This is a genomic window from Bacillus mycoides (assembly GCF_000832605.1).
GTDB lineage: Bacteria > Bacillota > Bacilli > Bacillales > Bacillaceae_G > Bacillus_A > Bacillus_A mycoides.
In genome coordinates, this window is sequence record NZ_CP009691.1 from 125,407 (window position 1) to 148,673 (window position 23,267).

The window sequence follows — 23,267 nt, forward strand, 5'->3', positions numbered from 1 at the left end:
ACCTGTATTTTTCACCTTTAATATTTTTATTTTTCAACCATAAGTATACCTAGAAATATTCTAAAAACTAGTTGAAAATCTTTTAGATTCTAACTTTCTTATAATACCACTTGCTATTTCTTCAATATTTTCATTTAGAAAGAAATGATTACCTTCAAATGAATTGAAGGTACACGATTTACTTGTGTATTGTTTCCATTTTTTCACCTCATCATATGTAGTTAATTCATCTTTTTTTCCGTTCAATACAAGAAAATCAATGTCACATGCTCGTATATTGTTGTTATGGATATATGTCTCTACAATTTTAAAATCTGCTCTTAGAATGGGGAGAAAAATTCCCATTAATTCTTCTGATTGTAGTACCTCGGTTGATGTTCCCCCCATTGCAATAACTTCATTTTTGAATTGTTCATCGGGTAGGTTATGTCGAATATTTTTTATCTTACTATTAGGATGATTTCTACCGGATAAAACAAGAAATTCAGGCAATACATTATTAGAATCCTGTATTTTTCTAGCTAATTCATAGGCAATCAAGCTTCCCATGCTATGCCCATATAAAATATAGGGCGAATTATCTAGTTGCTTGACTATACTATTGTAGACATCATTTACAGCCTCTTCCATACTCTGGTACAGGCTTTCTTCAATTCTATATCCTCTACCGGCTAACTCTATTGGAACTACTTCAATATGTGGATTAAAGTAATTTTTCCATTTTGAGTAACTAAACGCAGAGCCACCAGCATGTGGAAAGCAAAAAAGTTTAGTCTTATTCATAGATTTTCTCCTTACTTTAAAATTTGTTTATATTTTGGCCAATTGTATAAAAGTCTTTAATTATTATCTCATTCGGTAATTCATCACGTGTTGCACAAGCAGATATCTTATAATTTGGATCAATATTATATTGTCTAAAGTAAAAGTTTTGAGGTATATTCGTGTATGAAATTAAAGTTCGTGACTCTTTTTTTACAGAGAATGAATTTAACGGGATATAAAGTCCTTTACCAATCATTTTTATATGGCTTTCTTTTAATGTCCATAAATCAAAAAAATAATTGATTTGTTCATCAGAATTCATATTAGATAAATCATAAAATTCTTCCTCTGAAAAAAATTCATTTGCTAATTTAAGAGCCTCTATGTCTGAAACTCTTTCAATATCAATACCTACATTAGAATTAGCAGTGGCACAGACCACCCATTCTCCTGAATGCGAAATATTAAAGTGAAAGTCAGAAAAATTTTGAACAAAAGGTTTTCCGTACTCATTATATATAAATTTAATTTCTTCATTATTCATTTTATATTTTTGGCAAACTAGGGAACGGATTAATAAATCTCCTATCAAAGTCCTATTAATATCACATAAATTTAATAAACGCTTCATTCGTTCTCTCTTCTCATTTGAAATCAAGTTACTAAATTGATTAAACAAATGATTTTCAATATTTTTTGGTATTTTCACAGCATGAATTTGTATGATAAATCACTTCCTTTTTAAAAGGATTTCTTCCTATGTATACGTTATAGAAATTCAATTTCATTTTCTAACTTGCATTTATTCAAGTGCAAATATAATAGAAAAGGTGCATATTTACATATCAATGAAAATATACACCTTTCCTCAGCAATATCATCAAAGCATTCGCTTCTGGTACAAAAACCTCAGAGAATTTACAGCATACTATGAACAACTCATATATGTTTCTATGTCCCTATCAAGCAAGCCCCTTAAAAAGTAATGCTCTTGATATATATATACATAATCTCCTACACTTGATGTGCAGTTATTGGACTGCTCTCTTTATTTACACTACTACTCACAAATAACAACTTTAATAATAACAATGTTTGTTTATAAAGTTGCCTCTTTTGTGCTCTCTACTTTTCCGTTAGCGAAAGGGATGTCTCTTTTATTCCTTCTAATTCATTTAGTAGATACTTAGCTAACTTTTCAACTGCGGGGGAAGCTACTATTTCTTCGTGTGATCCAGGGACCGAATACATATTCACTCTTCCTTTTAATAAAGGCTTCCAATCCGTAAACAATTCTTTACCTTCCTCAGCACTAAAGTAAATAACTTCCCCAAAATATGGTGTTAAATCATGCTCTGCCATTAAATTCAGACATTTCCTGTGAGCATTGATAATTTGCTTCAAATTCGTAAGATTTGCATCAGGCGGGAGCACTCCTTCCACAATTAATTGTTCAACAAGCATGTCCTGTTGATGAACAAGCTCTTCTTCCTGGTCCACTAGCTCTATATGGATGAAATGCTCCAATATATAAGATAGCATTTCATCCTCTGTCTTGTAATCCCGTTCTGAAGGCACCTTGGTATCCAATAGTACCAACACCTCAACTTCTTCTCCCTGGTTCCGTAGCATAGTTGCGATTTCATAGGCGATGGCACCGCCCAGAGACCATCCTCCCAGACGATACGGCCCCTCTGGCTGAGCCCGCTTCATTTCCTCGATGTAGAGTTGCACTACTTCCGATAAAATCAACCCGTTCATTCCTTCTTTCTCTACGAGAGGATTCTGTAGACCATAAAATGAGCAGTGATCCTTGAGTAACCTTGCTAGCTGAATGTAACAGAGTACATTACCCATAAATGGGTGAACACAGAAGAAAGGTCTTTTCTCTGATTCTTGTAATGGAACCAGAACCGATAATGATTCTTCCATACGATGATTCTCACGGATGAGACAAGCGATTCCTTCCACTGTCGGATTCTTAATTAGTGCGGGCACCTTAATCTCTTTTCCAAATTTCTCTCTGACCTTTGAAATCAATTTGATTACAAGGAGAGAGTGACCTCCTATATTGAAGAAATCATCGTTTACATGGATATCTTCTAACTGTAGCAAATCCTGCCAGATTGTAATCAGCTGATACTCGATTTCATCCCGTGGGATGATTGGTGTAGAAAAGGTACTTTCTCTTTGAATCGTTAAGCTGTTCAGTGCCTTTCGATCAACCTTCCCATTTGTTGTAAGCGGAATCGCATCCACCTCAATAAAGTGTGCAGGAATCATATAATTCGGTACTTGCCTCTTGAGATGCTCACGCCATTCATGCATACTTCCTTCACCCACCACATAGGCAACCATTCTCCGATCTCCTGGTTGGTCCTCTCTTATCAAGACTATAGCCTCTTTCACCGATGGATGACTTTCTAAATTCGCTTCAATCTCTCCAAGCTCAATCCGGAATCCTCGAATTTTCACTTGATTATCGATTCTTCCCAGATAATCCAAATGGCCATCAGCTAAATAGCGGACTAGATCTCCCGTCCGGTATAACCGTTCCCCTTCATTAAATGGATGAGGAATAAAACGTTCTAACGTTAACTCTGGACGATTCAAGTATCCTCTCGCTAGGCCTGCTCCACCGATATAAAGTTCACCCGTTACACCAACTGGAACAGGTAACAACTTCTCATCCAATACATAGGCTTGAACATTTGGCAACGGACGCCCAATGGTTACTCTCTTACTATCTTTTTTGATACGATAGCATGTCGCATCAACCGTACATTCCGTAGGACCATATACATTATAAAAATGGATATGGTCATTCTCTACTAGTTGTTCCCACAGTGATGGCATAATCGCTTCTCCACCGACCAGTACCTTGCTTGGAACATGAACACTATCGTTTTTTTCTAACAACCCCTCATCTATGAGTAATTGGAGTAGTGAAGGTGTTATATCAAACATTTCCAACTTATTCTCCCGAATATAAGATACAAACTTTTGAGGATCACTGCGAACTTCTGTTGAAATAATATATAAACTAGAACCATACAAAAGCATTTGTAATTGTTTAACGGATGAATCAAAGGCGATTGAGGCATTTAGACCAACGCGCATGTTATCATGTGCCCGATGTGAAAAAACCTCTTTCTGTAAACCATAGGATAGATTTAATACCGAATGATGCTGCACCATAACCCCTTTTGGATTCCCGGTCGAACCTGAAGTGTAGATAACATACGCCAAGTTTTCTCCTGTTACTTTACATATTGGTGAAAGGGTGTTTTCTTGCGAAATCATTGCTTGATCTCGGTCCAAACAAACTGTTTCAACTTCTTCAGGTATCCAACCTTGTGATACTTTGTTCGTAACCAATATTTGAATTCCTGTGTCCTCCAGAATATATCGTAGGTGACTTTCTGGATACGATGGATCCAGCGGAACATAGGCTGATCCAGCTTTCAAGATTCCCATGAGACCGACAATCATCTCAACTGAACGTTGGAAACAAAGCCCGACCAATGACTCCGTCCCAATCCCACATTTCTGAAGATAATGGGCCAATTGGTTTGCTTTCTCATTCAGCTCTCGATACGTCAACTGCTGATTTTCATCTACCACTGCCACCGCATCAGGTGTACGATCCACTTGATCTTCAAACAGTTTGTGGATCACACTCTCACGTGGATACGCTGCTGCATTATCATTCCATTCTTCCAGTAGTTGTTTCTGTTCTATTTCCGTAACATACACCAGCTCCGACAGAGTTTGATCAACGTTCTCGATCATTTGCTTAAACACCTGGCTTAAATGCCCCAGCATCCGTTCAATAGTGAGACCATTAAACTTGCTACGATCATACTTCAACTTTAACAACAACTGGCTTTCTGGGACAACTGTCAATCCTAATGGATAATGAGTTTGCTCTACTCCTTCCAACTCACCAATTTCTAGATTTCCTGAGGACTCCTCTTTCACTGGGTAGTTTTCAAACACATACAAGCTATGGAACAGCGGGGTTCCTCTAGGAACTTCACTCCATCCTTGAATCTCTGTCAAAGAAGCATATTCATATTGTCTTCTTTCTATCTCTTCCTCTTGTATCTTCTGCAACCAATCCATTATTTTTATATTATCTATCAACTGAATTCGCGTCGGTGATGTGGCAATAAAAGGACCTACAATGTTTTCAACATCAATAATCTCAGTAGGGCGTCCTGAGCTAGTTACACCATAGACAATGTCATCTTCTCCACTATACCGGCCCATGAGATACGCCCACGCACCTTGAATTACCGTATTCAAAGTGAGCCTATTGCGCTTCGCCCAGTTTTGTAACGCTTGGGTTTGCTCTTCTGATAAATAAGTTACCTTCTCTGTGTAACCTTTTTCTTGCTCTTTACTTTCTAAACCCAGCAGAGTTGGAGCTGTAAAACCTTTAAGTTTCTCTCTCCAGAATTGCTCCGCCTGATCCTGATTCTGCTCTCTTAGCCATTGAATATATTTCTTGTATGGCGATGACTTAGGTAAATGCACGGCTTCTCCATTCATTCTCTTCTGGTACACTGTAAGCAATTCGTTAAAGACCAGTGGTAGGCTCCATCCATCCAACAGAATATGGTGATGTGTCCAAACAATCCGATATTCTTCCTCACCTTCTTGAATGACAGTCACCCGCATCAATGGCGCTTCATCAAAAAGAAAGGCTTGTTTTCGATCCAATGCCAAAAAGGCTTTTCTTTTCTCCTCTTTTTCTTCAGCAGTCAGCGTACGCCAATCTTCTACATTCACCTTAAATGGAACACTCTCATACACCACTTGTAAAGGCTCTTCAACTTCATCCCAAAGGAAAGATGAGCGGAAAATTTCATGCTGCTGAATTACCGATTTCCACGCCTGTTCGAAAGTTACAATATCCAATTCTCCTCTAATCATGAAACTTAATTGCACTATATACGGCGCTACATGTTCATCCCCTTGGTCATGCAATGTATGGAAAATCATACCTTCTTGCAAAGGCGATAGTGGATATAAATCGGTAATCTGATAATTATTTCCACGATTCATCTTGGATAATACTTTTGTCAAACTGGCTTGGTCAAGATTAGCCATCACAAAATCTGAAACGGTCAGTGCAGATTCTCCATCCGCAGATTGAATCAATTTACTTAGTTGATGGAGCATATTCTCTGCAATACTTTTTATCGTTGATTTCGCGAATTGTCCTACATTGTATACCCAAGTGAACTGAATTTTCCCATCCGTTACAATTCCAATTACATCGATTAAATGCAAGCGCTTGGAACCAGAAGCATGATCTAAGCGCTTAAATCCGTTCTCCGGAATAAGCATTGCATCGTCAGAAAACATTTGGTCAAATTGTCCAAGATAGTTAAAACTAATAGACGGTGTATGTTGAGACCCCCATTTCTCACACATTGTTGTGTTCAGATACCGCAAAATTCCATGGTCAACACCCTTATTAGGAATTTTACGCACTTGTTCTTTAACTAATTTTAATGCTGCAATTGGCGTGTCGGCACCGGTAATATTTAAGTGAACAGGATAAATACTTGTAAACCACCCCACAGTTCTAGATAGGTCAACGTCTTCGATAATCTCTTCCCGACCATGCCCCTCCAAATCCACGGTCAGCGCCGGATGACCTGTCCATGCTGCCGTAGCCTGTACCAATGCTGTCAATAGTACCTCATTGATTTGGACACGATGAGTGCTTGAAATTTCTTTCAATAACGTACGGGTCTCTTTCTCATCCAGCACCACGGTAATCTCCTCGGTTCCTGTGTTTGCTGGAACTTCGAGGGTGGTATCCACTGGTAGCATAGCCACTTCTTGTTCGGATTGCTGCTCCCAATAATCACGCACTTCTTGCACAATCCCAGCTTCAGCGTAATAATGCAATTTCTCCGACCACGCTTTAAAGGATGTACTCTTTGTAGGTAATTGGATCATCTGATCCTGGCTCGCTTGATTATACGCCGTTTGCAGATCCTCCAGTAAAATCCGCCAAGAAACACCATCCACTGCTAAGTGATGAATCACCCAGAATAATCGGCCGGCTCTTTTCTCACCTTCATCAAAATAAACCATTCTCATTAGCGGTCCTGCGTGTAAGTGCAAGCTTGCTTGTGCAGTGTCAATCTCCGTTTGAATCACTTGATGCCATTCTGCTTGCGGCACTTCTTCTAATGAAATAACGGTCAGCGTCGATTGTTCTTCGATTCCTTCGTTCCGCTGTTTCCAAGCTCCATTCGGTAACCGTTCATATCTTAAACGCAAGGCATCATGATGGATTAGAAGGGTACGCACAGCTTTCTCCAGTAATACTATATCCAGTCGCTCTTTTGTTCTAAAAAACATGGATTGATTCCAATGGTGTGGGTTTGGATGATCTTGTGCAAAAAACCATTGCTGGATTGGTGTAAGGATCAGTTCTCCAGTTACAACTCCCTGCTCTGCTTGTACACCCCGTTCTTCATTGACTACTTGCGCCAACTCAGCAATCGTTTGGTGTTCAAACATTTGCTTTGGCGTCAATTGCAAACCTGCTTGCTTCGCACGAGAGACAATCTGAATGCTGAGAATCGAGTCTCCACCAATTTCAAAGAAGTTATCATGGATTCCCACCTTTTTAATCCCTAATACTTGCTTCCAAATGGTGGCCAGTGTTTCTTCGTTACCATTCCGCGTGGCAACACATTCACTTTCGATTTTCCTCTCCTCTGGTACAGGTAAGGCCTTACGATCAACTTTTCCGTTAGCAGTTAGTGGAATGGCTTCCATCATCACAAATCCTGAAGGAACCATATGGCTTGGTAGTTCCGCCTTGAGATAATCTCTCCACTCGCCTACATTCCCATCACCCACGACATATGCCACCAACCGTTTATCACCCGGCTGATCTTCTCGAACAATTACAACAGCCTCTTTTATGGAGACATGTGCGTTTAAAGCAGATTCAATTTCTCCGAGCTCAATTCGGAAACCACGGATTTTCACCTGGTGATCAATCCGCCCAAGATAATCCAGATTTCCATCAGGTAAGTATCTCGCTAAGTCTCCTGTCCGATATAATCGCGCTCCTGGGTCACTACTGAATGGATGAGGAATGAAACGCTCTGCAGTCAATTCGGGTCTGTTTAAATATCCACGTGCAAGTCCTGCTCCACCAATATATAGTTCGCCAGCTACGCCAATAGGCACAGGTTGTTGACAAGCGTCTAGTACATACACTTCTAAATCTGGAATCTGTTTTCCTATATTACTTCTTGAAGCATACTGCACATCATCTTGAGTAATTGGATAATACGTAACATGAACGGTAGTTTCTGTAATTCCATACATATTAATTAACTGTGGTTTCTGCCCTCCATACCTTTGAAACCATGGTACCAAGCTGGTAGGATCGAGTGCTTCCCCACCAAATATGACATAGCGCAGATGCAAGTCTTTCTTCTCATCTTCTTGTTCACACACTTGTATCAATTGTCGAAATGCGGATGGTGTCTGATTAAGAACCGTAACCTTTTCCTTTACTAACAGTTGATAGAAATCCTTGGGCGATCGACTAATCCAGTAAGGAACAACAATCAATCTTCCGCCATGGAGTAATGCCCCCCAAATCTCCCATACCGAGAAGTCAAACGCATAAGAATGGAAAAGCGTCCAAGTATCTTTTTCATCAAACTGATACCAACATTCCGTCGATTTAAATAAACGAATCACATTGTGATGCTCTACCATAACTCCCTTCGGATTCCCTGTTGATCCCGAAGTATAGATTACATACGCCAAGTTTTCTCCTGTCACTTCACATATTGGTGAAAGGGTGCTTTCTCGCGAAATCATCGCTTTATCCCGATCCAAACAAACTGTTTTGATTTCTTCAGTTATCCAACCTTCTAATGCTTCGTTCGTGACCAATACTTGAATCCCTGTGTCCTCCAGAATATATCGTAGGCGACTTTCTGGATACGATGGATCCAATGGAACATAGGCTGCCCCAGCTTTCAAGATCCCCATGAGACCGACAATCATCTCAACTGAACGCTGGAAGCAGAGACCAACCAATGACTCGCTCCCAATCCCACATTTCTGGAGATAATGTGCCAATTGGTTTGCTTTTTCATTCAGCTCTCGATAGGTTAACTGCTGTTTTTCATCTACCACTGCCACCGCGTCAGGTGTACGATTTACTTGCTCTTCATACAGCTGATGAATCCCAAATTCCTGTGGATATGCTACAGCATTATTATTCCACTCTTCTAACTGTTTTTGCTGTAATCCTGACAGTATCGGCAACTTAGCTAATGATTTATCAGGATGTTCCACGATTAAATTCAACCAGTTTCCAAAATTTTCGGCTATGGATTCAATAGTTAAACTGTCAAATAAATCAGTCCTATAAACAAAAGTAAGCAATAAGCCCTCTTCCACTTCTGCGGCAGTTAAACTTAAATCAAATTTGGCGATTGAAGCGTGGCTGTCCATTACTTCTATACTTCGTCCATGTAGCTGTGGTAGCTCTTGTCCCGTATTTTGCAAAGTAAACATGGTTTGGAAAATCGGAGAATGACTTGTACTTCGTTCAGGTTGGATAACCTCCACAATTTTCTCAAACGGAACATCTTGGTACTCATATGCCTTCAATGCTTTTATCCGCACTTGAGACAACAACTCTTTAAATGCCGGTGCGCCACTTAAATCAGCCCGATAGACTAACGTATTGACAAAGAAACCAATCAATCCTTCAATCTCTCGATAATTTCGATTCGCAATTGGGCTTCCAACAAGAATCTCTGATTGTCCTGTATAACGGGCAAGGAAACTTTGATAAGATGCCAATAAGGTCATGAAAAGCGTTGCCCCTTCTTGACGACTAAGTTCGTTTAATTTATCCAGTAATGAGCGTGACAACAACACATTATGAGTTAATCCATGGTGGGTTTGTACCGGAGGACGGGGACGATCCATCGGCAACATTAAGACTGGTAACTCACCAGACAGTTCTCCCTTCCAATATGCAAGCTGTTGATTTAGTACTTCCTCTTTTAACCAATCCCTTTGCCATTGAGCAAAATCGGCATATTGAACTGGTAATGGTGCGAGCTCTGCTGGTTTTTCGCCAATCGCCTCCTCATAAAATACCATCCATTCTTGGAGCAAGATTTCCATCGACCATCCATCCGAGATAATATGATGCATATTACACAGAAGAACCCATTCTTCTTCTGAAATTTTCACGATTTGTCCACGGAACAATGGCCCTTGCTCTAAGTCAAATGGGGATTCGACTTCAGTTTGAATCCATTGCTCCACTTCTCTTTCTCTCTCTTCTGGAGAAATCTTAGTTAAATCAATTTGTGAAAGGGAACGGAAAGTATACGGTTGAATCTTCTGCACAGGATGACCGTCCACTTCATGAAATACTGTCCGCAATGATTCATGACGCTCTATCAACTGATTCCATCCCAACTCCAATGCTTCTAGTAACCAATTTCCTGTAAGACGGCATACCATCGGCATATTATAAAGTGCACTATTAGGTGTAAATTGATCGATAAACCATAAGCGCTGTTGAGCATAAGAAAGTGGAATGGCATTTCCTCGTTCCATCGGCATCAATGGTGGAGTTTCTCGTTTTTTGCCTCCCTTACGTAACTGATCTAATCGCTTCGCCAGTGCCTCCACCGTTGAATACTCGAACAGTTCACGCACCAGTAGTTTTATTTGAAAGACTTCTTGTAAACGTGAAACCACTTGAGTAGCAAGTAGAGAATGACCACCAAGTTCAAAGAAAGAATCCTGAACACCTATATTTTCTATTCCTAGCACTTGACTCCACACTGAAGCGATAAGTTCTTCTAGCGGAGTTCGTGCGTGAACGGTATTTTCAGTAGATAATTTGCTAGGTATTGGCAATGCCTTTAAATCAAGTTTTCCATTCGGTGTAAGTGGTAAAAATTCCATCTCAATAAAGTTTGTTGGGACCATATAATTTGGTAAATGTGTTTGTAGATGCTCTCGCCATTCTTGGACACTTCCTTCACCAACTACATAAGCTACTAATCTCTTGTCGCCTGGATCATCCTCTCGTACCAATACAACCGCTTCTTTCACAGAAGTATGTGCCTGCAAAACTGCTTCTATTTCTCCCAATTCAATCCGGAAACCACGAATTTTCACTTGGTCATCTATACGACCATGGAACTGGAGAGCACCATCAGAAAGATAACTTGCTTTGTCTCCGGTGTAATAGAGACGCTCTCCTGACTTGAATGGATGCGAAATAAATTTTTCCTTTGTAAGGTCCGGACGATTAGCATATCCACGAGCAAGACTCTTCCCTCCAATATAGAGATCTCCAATCACACCACTTGGTACTAGCTGAAGATGAGAATCTAACACATAAACTTCTGTATTCGCAATCGGTCGACCAATCGATGGCGTACCTGTTGTCACTCCTACAGGTACATAACAATCCGTGGTAACAACGGTATTTTCCGATGGACCATACTGATTGATTACCGCAAAAGGAATATCGTTAGATGGATACTGCGTTAATTGATCCCCGCCGGTAATGATAAAACGAAGATCCGTTTTACCTGGCCAAGATAATTTCAAGAGTCTTTCCAGAATAGGCGTAGGTGCAAAACTAGCTGTTATTCGCGAATCAATGAGCCAGTCTCTTAGTGCTTCTGGATTAATTCTCAGTTCCTCTGTTGACAAGTAGAGTGCTGCACCAGCAGTTAGATACGGCCAAATCTCCTGGACAGCCGAATCAAAAGCAATCCCTGCAATCTGAGTCGCACGATCCTCTGCTGTAATACGATAAACTTCTTGATGCCAAGAAACCATATTCATTAATGAGCGATATTCAATCATGACACCCTTTGGCTTTCCTGTAGAACCAGAGGTATAGACAATGTAAGCTAAGTTCTCTGGATTTATCTGCCGTGTAGGTGCGATTACGCTTTCCACTGTTAACTCTTCTAACCTCACCATTTCGACCTGTTCGAAAAGGCCTTCTTGTCCTTCCGCCGTCACTACAAATTGAATTCCTGCATCTTCAATCATGTATTCTAACCTTGATTTTGGATACAACGGATCTAAAACGACATAAGCTCCACCAGCTTTTAATATGCCTAGTAAACTTACCATGAGCTCAGCCGACCTCGGAAGATAAACTCCCACGACTGACTCTGGAGCAACTCCTTTTCGCTGTAAAACATTTGCCAACTGATTTGCTTGTGCATCCAGTTCACCGTAAGTCCAATCTTTTGTTTGATCAACTACCGCAATCGCTTCAGGACGCTTTGCTACTTGTTCCTCAAATCTGTCGCAAATAAGACCCTGTGGGGGCATTTCCATTACAGTGTCATTCCATGTTTCTAATAACAAAGTACGCTCAGGTTCCGATAGCATGCTCAGACTATGCAACGGATTTTGCGGGTAATGGGAAACTTCGTGTAGCCATTTCTCAAAGTGCCCTGCCATCCGTTCAATAGTTGTGGCATTGAATAAATCCTTATTGTATTCAAAAGTAAAAAGTAATCCCTCTTCCGTCTCAGCTACCATTACGCTTAAATCAAACTTTGCGATTGGACTATGGCTTTCTATCATTTCAATACTTCTACCAGATAACACCGGGAACTCTTGTTTCATATTTTGCAAGATGAACATAGTCTGGAAGATTGGCGAATGACTTGTACTCCGCTCTGGTTGTACAACTTCCACAATTTTTTCAAAAGGGATATCTTGATACTCATACGCCTTCAATGCTTTTTGACGAACCTGAGACAGAACATCCTGAAATGTCGGTCTACCACTTAGATTAGCCCGATATACCAAGGTGTTGACGAAGAAACCAATAAGTCCTTCAATTTCTCTATAATTTCGATTAGCAATTGGACTTCCGACCAGAATATCTTCTTGTCCCGTATAGCGGGATAGAAAACTTTGATATGCAGCTAACAGGGTCATGAAGAGTGTAGCCCCTTCTTGACGACTAAATTCATTTAATTTGTCATGTAGCGTGCTTGGCAGAACCAGGGTGTATGTCGACCCATGATAAGTTTGTATTGCGGGACGCGGGCGATCCATAGGAAGTTGGAGTACAGGAAGCTCCCCAGACAATTCTTCCCTCCAATATTGGAGTTGTTGATCAAGCACTTCCGCCTTCAGCCATCCTTTTTGCCACTGAGCGAAGTCGGCATATTGAACCGGTAATGGTTCAAGTTCTGCTATCTTTCCATCCGTAGCTTTCTCATAGAATGCCATCCATTCTTCAAGTAGGACTCCCATTGACCATCCATCTGAAATGATATGATGTAAAGTACAAAGGAGAATCCATTCTTCCTCTCCCACTTGCAAAATACTTGTCCTGATTAGTGGGCCCTCTGTTAAATCAAATGGCACTTCTGTTTCTTGTTGAATCAAACGTTTAACTTCTTCTTCTCGGTCTTCTGGAGAAAGCATAGTTAAATCCGTTTTCGGAATTGATCGAAAAGCATACGGTTCAATTTGCTGCACGGGCTGACCGTTCACTTCATGAAAGACCGTCCGCAATGATTCATGACGCTCTATGAGCTGATTCCATCCCTTTTCCAATGCCTCAGGTAGCCAACTCCCTGTAAGGCGGCATACCATTGGCATATTGTAAAGGGCGCTATTAGGTGTAAATTGATCGATAAACCATAAGCGCTGTTGGGCATAAGAGAGCGGAATAGTTTCCCCTCTTTCCATCGGCATTAGTGGCGGAATCTCTCGTTTTCTATCTCCTTTACGTAACTGATCTAATCGCTTTGCCAGTGACTCCACCGTTGCATACTCAAATAGTTCACGTACCGGTAATTCGATTTGAAAGATTTCTTGTAAGCGTGAAACTACTTGAGTAGCTAGCAGCGAGTGACCACCAATCTCAAAAAAAGAATCCTGAACACTTATATTTTTTATACCTAACACTTGGCCCCATACGGAAACAATGAGCGCCTCTACTGGTGTTCGTGATGAAGTAGTAATATCTTCACTTATGAACTGTGCCTCCAATTCCAATAAAGCTTTCCGATTCACCTTACCATTTGGAGTGAGTGGCATCCCTTCAACTTGGAAGAAGTATGCCGGAACCATATAATGTGGCAATTGCTTCTTAAGATATTCACGCCACTCTCCAGTATCCCCTTCACCCACTACATAAGCTACTAACTGCTTATCTCCTGGTCGATCTTCCTTCACCAACACGACAGCCTCTTTTACAGATGAGTGATCATGTAAAGCTGCTTCGATTTCTCCCAGTTCAATTCGGAATCCTCTGATTTTGACTTGGTTATCCATTCTTCCAATATACTCCAAGTTACGATCATTCATATATCTCACCAGGTCACCCGTTCGATATAATCGTTCCCCTTCCTTAAAGGGATGCGGAATAAAACGCTCAGTAGTTAACTCTGGTCGATTGAAGTAGCCACGTGCCAATCCTACTCCTCCAAGGTAAAGTTCCCCCGCCACACCAATCGGTACCACCTGTTGATGTTGATCTAACACATACAACTCTGTATTATCAATTGGACGACCAATTGGAATAAGCATAGGTTCTTTTTCTAAATCACAATTATAATAAGTCACATCCACAGTCGCTTCGGTAGGACCATACAAGTTAATTAACTTTGTTTGCTGAACATCGTAAAATACCCCCTTAAAGCGGCGAACCTGTTCAGTATTTAATGCTTCTCCACTAGTAAAAACCTGATTTAAAGACGCTACATCCCTTTTCGAATTATATTGTTCCATATAATCCAAGAAAGTAGATAACATCGACGGAACAAAGTGAATGGTGTTCACACGATATCGTTCGATATACTCCTCAATCACCGCAGGATCTTTCTCTCCTCCTGGTGGAAGCAAACAAACACGTGCTCCTACAAATGACCACCAAAATAATTCCCAGACAGAAACATCAAACGAAAACGGTGTCTTTTGTAGAATTGTATCCTCCTCAGATAATGGATATTTTTTCTGCATCCACTGTAGGCGGTTGATAACCGAATGGTGTTCAATCATTACTCCCTTCGGATTTCCCGTCGAACCCGAAGTGTATATGATATAGGCTAAGTTATTTGCAGTTACTCCACTTACCGGAGCCAAATTACTCTCTTTAGAAATCATTACTTGATCCCGGTCTAAACAAATTGCTTGAATATCTTTAGGTAACCAGTCCTGTAGTGCCTCGTTTGTTAACAGCACTTGAATTTGTGAATTCTCTAAAATGTATCTCAGGCGGTTTTCGGGATAACTTGGGTCCAGTGGGACATAAGCCCCTCCTGCTTTCAAAATCCCAAAGAGACCAATAATCATATCAGGAGAGCGTTCAACACATATACCAACCAATGATTCAGGTCCTATACCTCGTTTTTGTAGATAATGTGCCAATTGGTTCGATTTTTCATTGAGTTCTTGATACGTTAACTTTCCACCCTCATAAACTACCGCCACTGCATCAGGTGTACGTGCCACTTGCTGCTCAAATAGCTCATGAATCATACACTCATGACCATAAACTATGTCAGTATCATTCCATTCTTCTAGGAGTTGTTTCTGCTCTGTGTCCGATAACATTGACAGCTTTGTATATGATTCATCTGGATGATACGCGATTTCATTTAACCAGTTCTCAAAATGGCCTGCCATACGTGCAATGGTACTACTATCAAATAAATCCGTGTTGTATTCAAATGAGACAAATAGACCTTCTTCCACTTCGTAGGCAGTTAAACTCAGATCAAATTTTACAATAGACATATTACTTTCTACCATTTCGATACTTCTACCAGACAAATCTAGTCGTTCTTGTTTTATATTCTGTAGTGTAAACATGGTCTGAAAGATAGGAGAATGACTCATACTTCGTTCAGGTTGCACAGCTTCTACCACTTTTTCAAATGGTATATCTTGATATTCGTAAGCTTTTAACGCCTTTTTCTTTGTTTGGTTCAAAATCTCCCGAAAAGTAGGGGTGCCACTCAAATCTGATCGGTAAACCAACGTATTAACAAAGAAACCGATTAATCCTTCTACTCCCTTATGATTCCGATTTGCAATCGGACTTCCGACTAGAATATCTTTTTGCCCCGTATAACGAGCAAGAAAGCTCTGGTATGCAGCCATTAAAGTCATAAATAAGGTAGATCCTTCTTGTCGACTTATATCCTTTAATTGATTGAGTAATCTATAAGGAAAAATCACGTGATGCGTATCCCCAGCGTAAGTTTGCGTAACCGGTCGAGGTCGGTCCACTGGCAGTTGTAATATAGGAAGCTCCCCAGACAATTCTTCCTCCCAATACGTAAGTTGACGATTTAACACATCACCTTGCAACCACTCCTTTTGCCACTTCGCAAAGTCTGCATATTGAATGGATAGTGAACTTAATTTAGCAGGATTCCCGCCCGTTTCTTCTTCATAGAAAGTAAGTAATTCATTCATGAGTATACCGATGGACCAAGCATCAGAAATAATATGATGCATCGTACATAGTAATAACCATTCATCCTTCCCTAATTGAACAAGCTGATTACGAATTAAAGGGCCATTCATTAAATCAAATGGTTCTTGCGCTTCTCTCGCAATTAAACTATCTACCTCTTTTTCTTTTACTTCTAGAGGAAGTTGCGAGTAATCCCTTACAGGTAATGCTCTAGGAAGGAATTCGACAATTTGTTGTACAGGTTGTTCTCCTACTTCTTTAAAAACGGTTCGTAATGATTCATGACGTTCAATGAGTCGATTGAATCCCTTTTCTAATGCTTCAGGAATCCAATTTCCTTTTAGAAGCCATACCGTTGGAATATTATATAAAGAACTGTTTGGGTTAAATCTGTCCATAAACCACAAACGTTGTTGTGCATAAGACAACGGAAGTGCCTCTTTATTCTCCTTTTTTTGCATTTTCTTCTGAAGCCAAGCTCTTTTCTCAGGAGAAAGTGAACTCAGCTTTGCATGTAAATCACTTCTCATTTTTTTACCCCTTCCTCAACTAAATTACTCTCGAATATTCCTTGTGCTTCTTCCTCTGATAGCTCTTCTAATTGCTTAAGTAGTTCAAGTAATTCTTCATCATTACTCACTTCTGCTTCTTTTTGAATATAGTCTTGAAGACTTACATTCTCCTTACTATCATTCTGTATTTCTTGATTTTTGTTATAGAACAATTGATCAATCTGTTTTGCCAATTGTTGCACCGTATGAAACGTAAATAGATCATGCAATGGTAACTCGATTCCAAAAGCCTCTTTAAGATTGGAAACAGCTTGTGTAGCAAGTAATGAATGCCCACCTATTTCAAAAAACGAATCCTGCACTCCAATATTTTCTACACCTAAAACTTGATGCCATATTGAAACGATTGTTTTTTCCGTAAGTGTACGGGGAGCAATATACCCCCTCACTATCTCCTGTCTCTCTGGTACTGGTAAGGCCTTCCTATCAATCTTTCCATTTGGAGTGAGTGGAAATGCATTCAATCCGACAAAATAGGCTGGAATCATGTAATTTGGTAGCTGGTCCTTGAGATAATCACGCCACTTATGAGCATCCCCATCTCCCACAACATAGGCAATCAAACGTGGATCACCAAGATAATCTTCCCGCACCATCACAAGAACTTCGTTAACTAATGTATGCTTTTGCAATGTCGCTTCAATTTCTCCTAGTTCAATCCGGAACCCACGAATTTTTACCTGATGATCGATTCGGCCAAGATACTCCAAATTTCCATCTGGCAGATACCTTACTAGGTCTCCAGTCCGGTATACTCGCTCTCCTTCTTTAAACGGATGCGGTATAAAACAATCTTGCGTTAAGTCAGGACGGTTTAAGTATCCACGTACTAATCCTGATCCACCAATGTAAAGCTCACCAACTACACCAATTGGAACCATTTTTTGTTCAGCACTCAGTACATATACTTCTGCATTGAAGACTGGTTTACCAATTGGTGGTACCCTATACATGACACCCTTTTCTAATTCCATATATGTGGAATACGTAGTATCTTCGGACGGTCCATATAGGTTGTACACCTTCTCAATCGTACTTCTCTCGTATAAATCTTGAACGAGTGAATATGGTAATGGTTCTCCAGCCAAATTCATCACCTTTACCGAAGAAGGAATTGTTTTTGCGCGAACCAGTTCCTTCGCTGCCGATGGCACAGTATTGACCAAAGTCACACCCTTGGTAGACAACTTGTCTAGATGTAGAGCATTTTCAGCGACAATCACCTTACCACCCATCGTTAAGGGAACAAACACTTCAAAAACGGATAGATCAAAGGATAGCGAAGTTGAAGCTAATACTCCCGCTAATTCCTTTTGGGAATATGTGTGATGCGCCCAATGAATCATTGTTACTGTATTCCTGTGCTCAATCATTACCCCCTTTGGATTTCCAGTGGAACCTGAAGTATAGATAATATAGGCTAAATTATCGCCCGTCACTTCACTGGTACACACTGTAGTTACTTCTTGTTCTATTTCTTCTCGATCACGATCAATACAAATCACGGCAACGGATTTAGTTATAACCATTTTTTGTTGTAACTTTTCCTGTGTCACCAGTACCTTTATTTGAGCATCCTCTAAAATGTATTGCAGTCGACTTTCCGGATACGCTGGATCAATTGGGACATATGCTCCTCCTGCCTTCATAATTCCTAAGAGGCCGACAATCATCTCGGATGAACGTGTAACGCAAATCCCAACCAATGATTCGCATGCAACACCATTTTTCTGTAAATAATGTGCCAGCTGATTCGAGCGTTCGTCCAACTCTCGATATGTTAGTTCTTCATCTTCGCACACTACTGCAATTGCTTCTGGTGTTTTTTTCACTTGTTCTTCAAACAATGTATGAATCGTGCTTTCTTGTATATCTACAACACCTGATTCATTCCATTCCTCTAGTAATTGCTTATATTCTGCTTTCGATAACATATTCAGTTCAGATAATAAATATTTTGGATGAGAGACAATTTGATTTAACCAATGTTCAAAATGACTTGCCATGCGTTCAATGGTTGTATCATTAAACAAATCAGTATTGTATTCAAAGGTTAGCGATAATCCTTCTTCCGTCTCAGAAGCAAATAAACTCAAATCAAATTTCGCAACAGAAGCATGACTTTCCATGAGTTCCATGTTTCTTTCAGATAGCTGAGGAAACGCTTGTTTCGTATTCTGTAAAGTAAACATGGTTTGAAATATCGGTGAATGACTTGTATTCCGTTCCGGTTTTACAGATTCCACCACTTTCTCAAATGGAATGTCCTGATACTCGTAGGCTTTTAGTGCTTTTTTTCGTACCTGCGACAAAAGTTCTTGGAACGTCGGATTTTCACTGAAATCTGCTCGATAAACCAACGTATTTGCAAAGAAACCTATTAATCCCTCAATCTCTTTAACATTTCGATTTGCAATTGGACTTCCAACCAAGATGTCGTCTTGTCCTGTATAACGAGAAAGGAAGCTTTGATACGCTGCCATCAATGTCATAAATAAAGTGCATCCTTCTTGCAGACTTAAATCTTTGAGCTTTTCCTGTAGGGAATTCGCCACCGTTAAGGACTGACTTGCACCACGGTGGGTTTGAACCGCAGGTCGAGGACGATCCATCGGTAATTGTAAAACCGGTAGCTCCCCAGATAATTCTTCCTTCCAATATTGAAGGTGCTGATCCAAATTCTCTTCTTTTTGCCATTCCTTCTGCCACATGACAAAGTCTGCATATTGGATAGATAACTCCTTCAATTCCACCGGTTTTCCGCTTAGTGCTCCTTCATAAAAAGCCATCCATTCTTCAAGTAAGATTCCCATTGACCATCCATCTGAAATAATATGATGCATCGTACAAAGGAGAACCCATTCTTCCCTGTCCACTTTCAATATTCGTGCTCGAATTAGAGGACCTTGTCCAAAATGAAATGGTTCCTCCGCTTCGTTTTGAATGAGCCGTTTCATTTCTCTTTCCCTATCTTCTAAAGAGAGATCTGTTAGATCCGTTTGAGAGATATGTCTGAATACATGAGATTGAACCTGTTGAAAAGGTTCACCCTCTTGTTTTAGAATTATCGTTCGTAATGATTCATGACGCTCAAACAACTGATTCCATCCGGATTCCAATGCTTCAATTGACCATTTACCTGTTAAGCGACACGCTGCATGAATATTGTACATCGCACTATTTGGCATTAATTGTTCAATAAACCATAGACGTTTCTGCGCATAGGAAAGTGGAATAGATTCTTCTCGTGTCATAGGTACAAGGGGTGGAACCTCTCGTTTTTTATCTTCTTTGCGCAACTGATCTACTCGTTTCGCTAATGCTTCCACTGTATCGTGCTTGAAAAGTTCACGTAATGGGATTTTGATTTGGAACAATTCTTGCAATCGAGAGACGATTTGAGTAGCAAGTAGTGAGTGCCCACCACTTTCAAAGAAGGAATCCTGAATACCAATATTTTCTGTTCCTAACACTTGACCCCAAACCGAGGCAATAAGCTCTTCCGATGGCGTCCGAGGTAGAACATTTAAATCTCCAATAGCTTGCTCATCAGGTGCTGGCAAGGCCTTTCGGTCAATTTTCCCATTCGGAGTAAGCGGGAAGTGTTCTAACTCTACAAAGTGAGCTGGAATCATATGATTCGGTAATTGGTTTTGTAAATACTCTCTCCACTCTTGGGTATTTCCATCGCTTATTACATATGCAACCAATCGTTGATCACCTGGACGGTCTTCTCTAACTAATACGACAGCCTCTTTAATAAACGAACATTTTTCTAAAGTCGCTTCAATTTCTCCTAATTCAATCCTAAAACCGCGCATTTTTACTTGATGGTCCATTCTACCTATAAATTCTATATTTCCATCAGTTAGATATCTTACTGAATCTCCTGTTCGATATAGTCGTTCCCCCAATCGAAATGGATGCGAAACGAATTTTTCAGCAGTAAGATTCGGACGATTTAAGTATCCACGTGCTAAACCAGCACCACCAATATATAACTCACCCTCAATTCCTATTGATTGCAAGCGTTGATTTTGGTCTAATACATATAATTGCGTGTTCTGTATTGGCTGCCCAATAGAAACAAATTCTTGATTAGGCTGAATATCAAATGCATTTACATAAATAGTGGCTTCAGTTGGTCCATAAAAGTTGGTTAATTTCACTTGTCCACTATAATTCCATTTCTGTTGAAATCGTCTAACTAACCCTGAACTTAGTTCTTCTCCACCAGAAAATACATGGCGTACGGACGAACAATTCATGTTCAATTCAATATGATTGAAGTGATCTAAGAAAACAGATAACATCGAAGGTACAAATTGAACTATAGTAACCTGATGTTTTTTAATCACTTCAGCTATAATAGAAGGATCTTTTTCTCCACCTCGAGGTAGGAAAGATACACTTGCTCCAACGTGAATACCCCAAAATAACTCCCAAACAGATACATCAAATGAGAATGGGGTTTTCTGCAAGACCACATCCTTTTCAGAAAGTGGATATTTATGTTGCATCCATTCTAGGTAATTGATTACTGAATGATGCTCAATCATCACTCCCTTTGGATTACCTGTAGATCCTGAAGTATACATAACATACGCTAAACTTCTCCCTGTTACACCACTTATACATGGGATTGATTCTTCTTTTTTAATTGCAGTATAATCTTTATTCATACAAATCGTTTCAACATCTTCAGATATATATAAATTTTTTGAATTTTCTTCCGTCACTAGTACTTCGATTCCAGCATCCTCTAATATATAACGAAGCCGACTCTCTGGATAAGTAGGATCAAGTGGAACATACGCCCCTCCTGATTTTAGAATACCTAATAACGCTATCATCATTTGTAATGAACGTTCCATATATACCCCGACTAGAGACTCTGAACCTACACCACGCTTTTGTAAATAATGTGCTAGCTGATTCGCACGCTCATCCAACTCTCTATAGGTAATTTGTTCATTTTCGTACATAGCTGCGATTGCTTCTGGATTTTTCTTGACTTGCTCCTCAAACACCGTATGAATCATGCCTTCAGCTGAATATTTTACTTGAGTATTATTCCATTCCTCTAGTAACTGTGTCTGCTCTTCCACTGTTAAATGAGTAATTTCAAAGAGTTTTGAATCTAAGCTCTTCGTCATCTGAATTAATATTTGCAATAAGTGACCCTGAATCCGATTTATTGTTTTTCCATTAAAATAGCTTCGATCATACATCAACTTTAAAGTAATTTTCTTACCGGGCATTACAATGAGTGTTAAAGGATAATTTGTTTGTTCCGCGCTTTTAACATCTAGTAATCTTAAATCATCATTTCTCTTACCTTGAATTGGATAATTTTCAAACACATACAAGGTATGAAATAAGGAACTATTCCGCGGAACCTCACTCCACCCTTGAATATCAACCAACGAATTATGCTCATATTGTCTTCGTTCCATTTCTTTCATCTGTATTTTACCAAGCCAATCTACTACTGATGTATCATCCGTTAATTGAATTCTCGTAGGTAATGTGTTAATAAATAGACCTACCATATTCTCTGCTCCTATCAAATCAGTAGGACGTCCAGAGCTAGTTATGCCAAATACGATGTCACTTTCACCGCTATACTTACTCATCAAATAGGCCCATGCGCCTTGTACTAACGTATTCAATGTTAATCGACTATTTCGTACCCACTCTTGTAAATTCTCAGTGAGTTCCTCAGATATCTGATAAACACACTCTCCATAGCCCTTCTCCTGTTCTTGATCCTTTCTTTCCATCGCTAATGGCGTAGGTGCATAAAACCCCTTTAATTCTTCTGTCCAAAATTCCTCTGCTTGACTTTGATCTTGTTTATTTATCCACTGGATATATTTTTTATAAGGAAGAGATTTAGGAAGATTCAACAATTCTCCCTTTATCATCTTGAGATAAACTTCCATCACTTCACTAAAGACCAATGACACACTCCACCCATCTAGCAAAATATGATGATGTGTCCAAATGATTCTCGTTTCCTCTTCTGCTTCTTTAATCGCAGTGACTCTCATCAACGGTGCTTCATCCAATAAAAATCCTTTTCTACGATCTGCAGTCAAAAACTGGTGTAATTTCTTCTCCCTCTCCTCATGCGAATGGGCACTCCAATCCTCTTGATGAATAGTAAAAGGAAGACGTTGGTAAACTGCTTGCAGAGGTTTTTCTACTTCCTCCCACACAAATACTGAGCGTAGAACTTCATGTCGATGAATAACATATTCCCAAGCCTTTTCAAAAGTAGCAACATCCAATTGCCCCCCGAGCAAGAAGCCTACTTGTACAATGTAGGAAAAAGAATGTTCATCATCTTGATCGTATAAAGTATGAAACAATATTCCTTTTTGCAAAGGTGATAATCCATATATATCTATAACGTCTCCCAT

The 23,267-nt window shown here is 39.8% G+C and carries 4 protein-coding genes; all 4 read right to left on the reverse strand.

Features of this window, described 5'->3' with window-relative positions; genetic code table 11:
• Positions 1-60 precede the first annotated feature (60 nt).
• The 4 genes from BG05_RS00795 to BG05_RS00810 all read right to left on the reverse strand — a co-directional run bounded on the left by BG05_RS00795 (position 61) and on the right by BG05_RS00810 (position 23,267).
• Positions 61-783, reverse strand: a complete 723-nt coding sequence (locus BG05_RS00795) for a thioesterase II family protein (RefSeq protein WP_003192753.1) — start codon at positions 781-783, stop codon at positions 61-63.
• A gap of 16 nt (positions 784-799) precedes the next feature.
• A complete protein-coding gene (locus BG05_RS00800) occupies positions 800-1,474 on the reverse strand; it encodes a 4'-phosphopantetheinyl transferase family protein (RefSeq protein WP_003192751.1) in 675 nt (224 codons plus the stop codon).
• 416 nt (positions 1,475-1,890) lie between these two features.
• Positions 1,891-16,800, reverse strand: a complete 14,910-nt coding sequence (locus tag BG05_RS00805) for a non-ribosomal peptide synthetase (RefSeq protein WP_033734379.1) — start codon at positions 16,798-16,800, stop codon at positions 1,891-1,893.
• Positions 16,797-23,267, reverse strand: a complete 6,471-nt coding sequence (locus BG05_RS00810; RefSeq protein ID WP_003192746.1) for a non-ribosomal peptide synthetase — start codon at positions 23,265-23,267, stop codon at positions 16,797-16,799. Before BG05_RS00810 ends, BG05_RS00805 begins: the two co-directional genes overlap by 4 nt.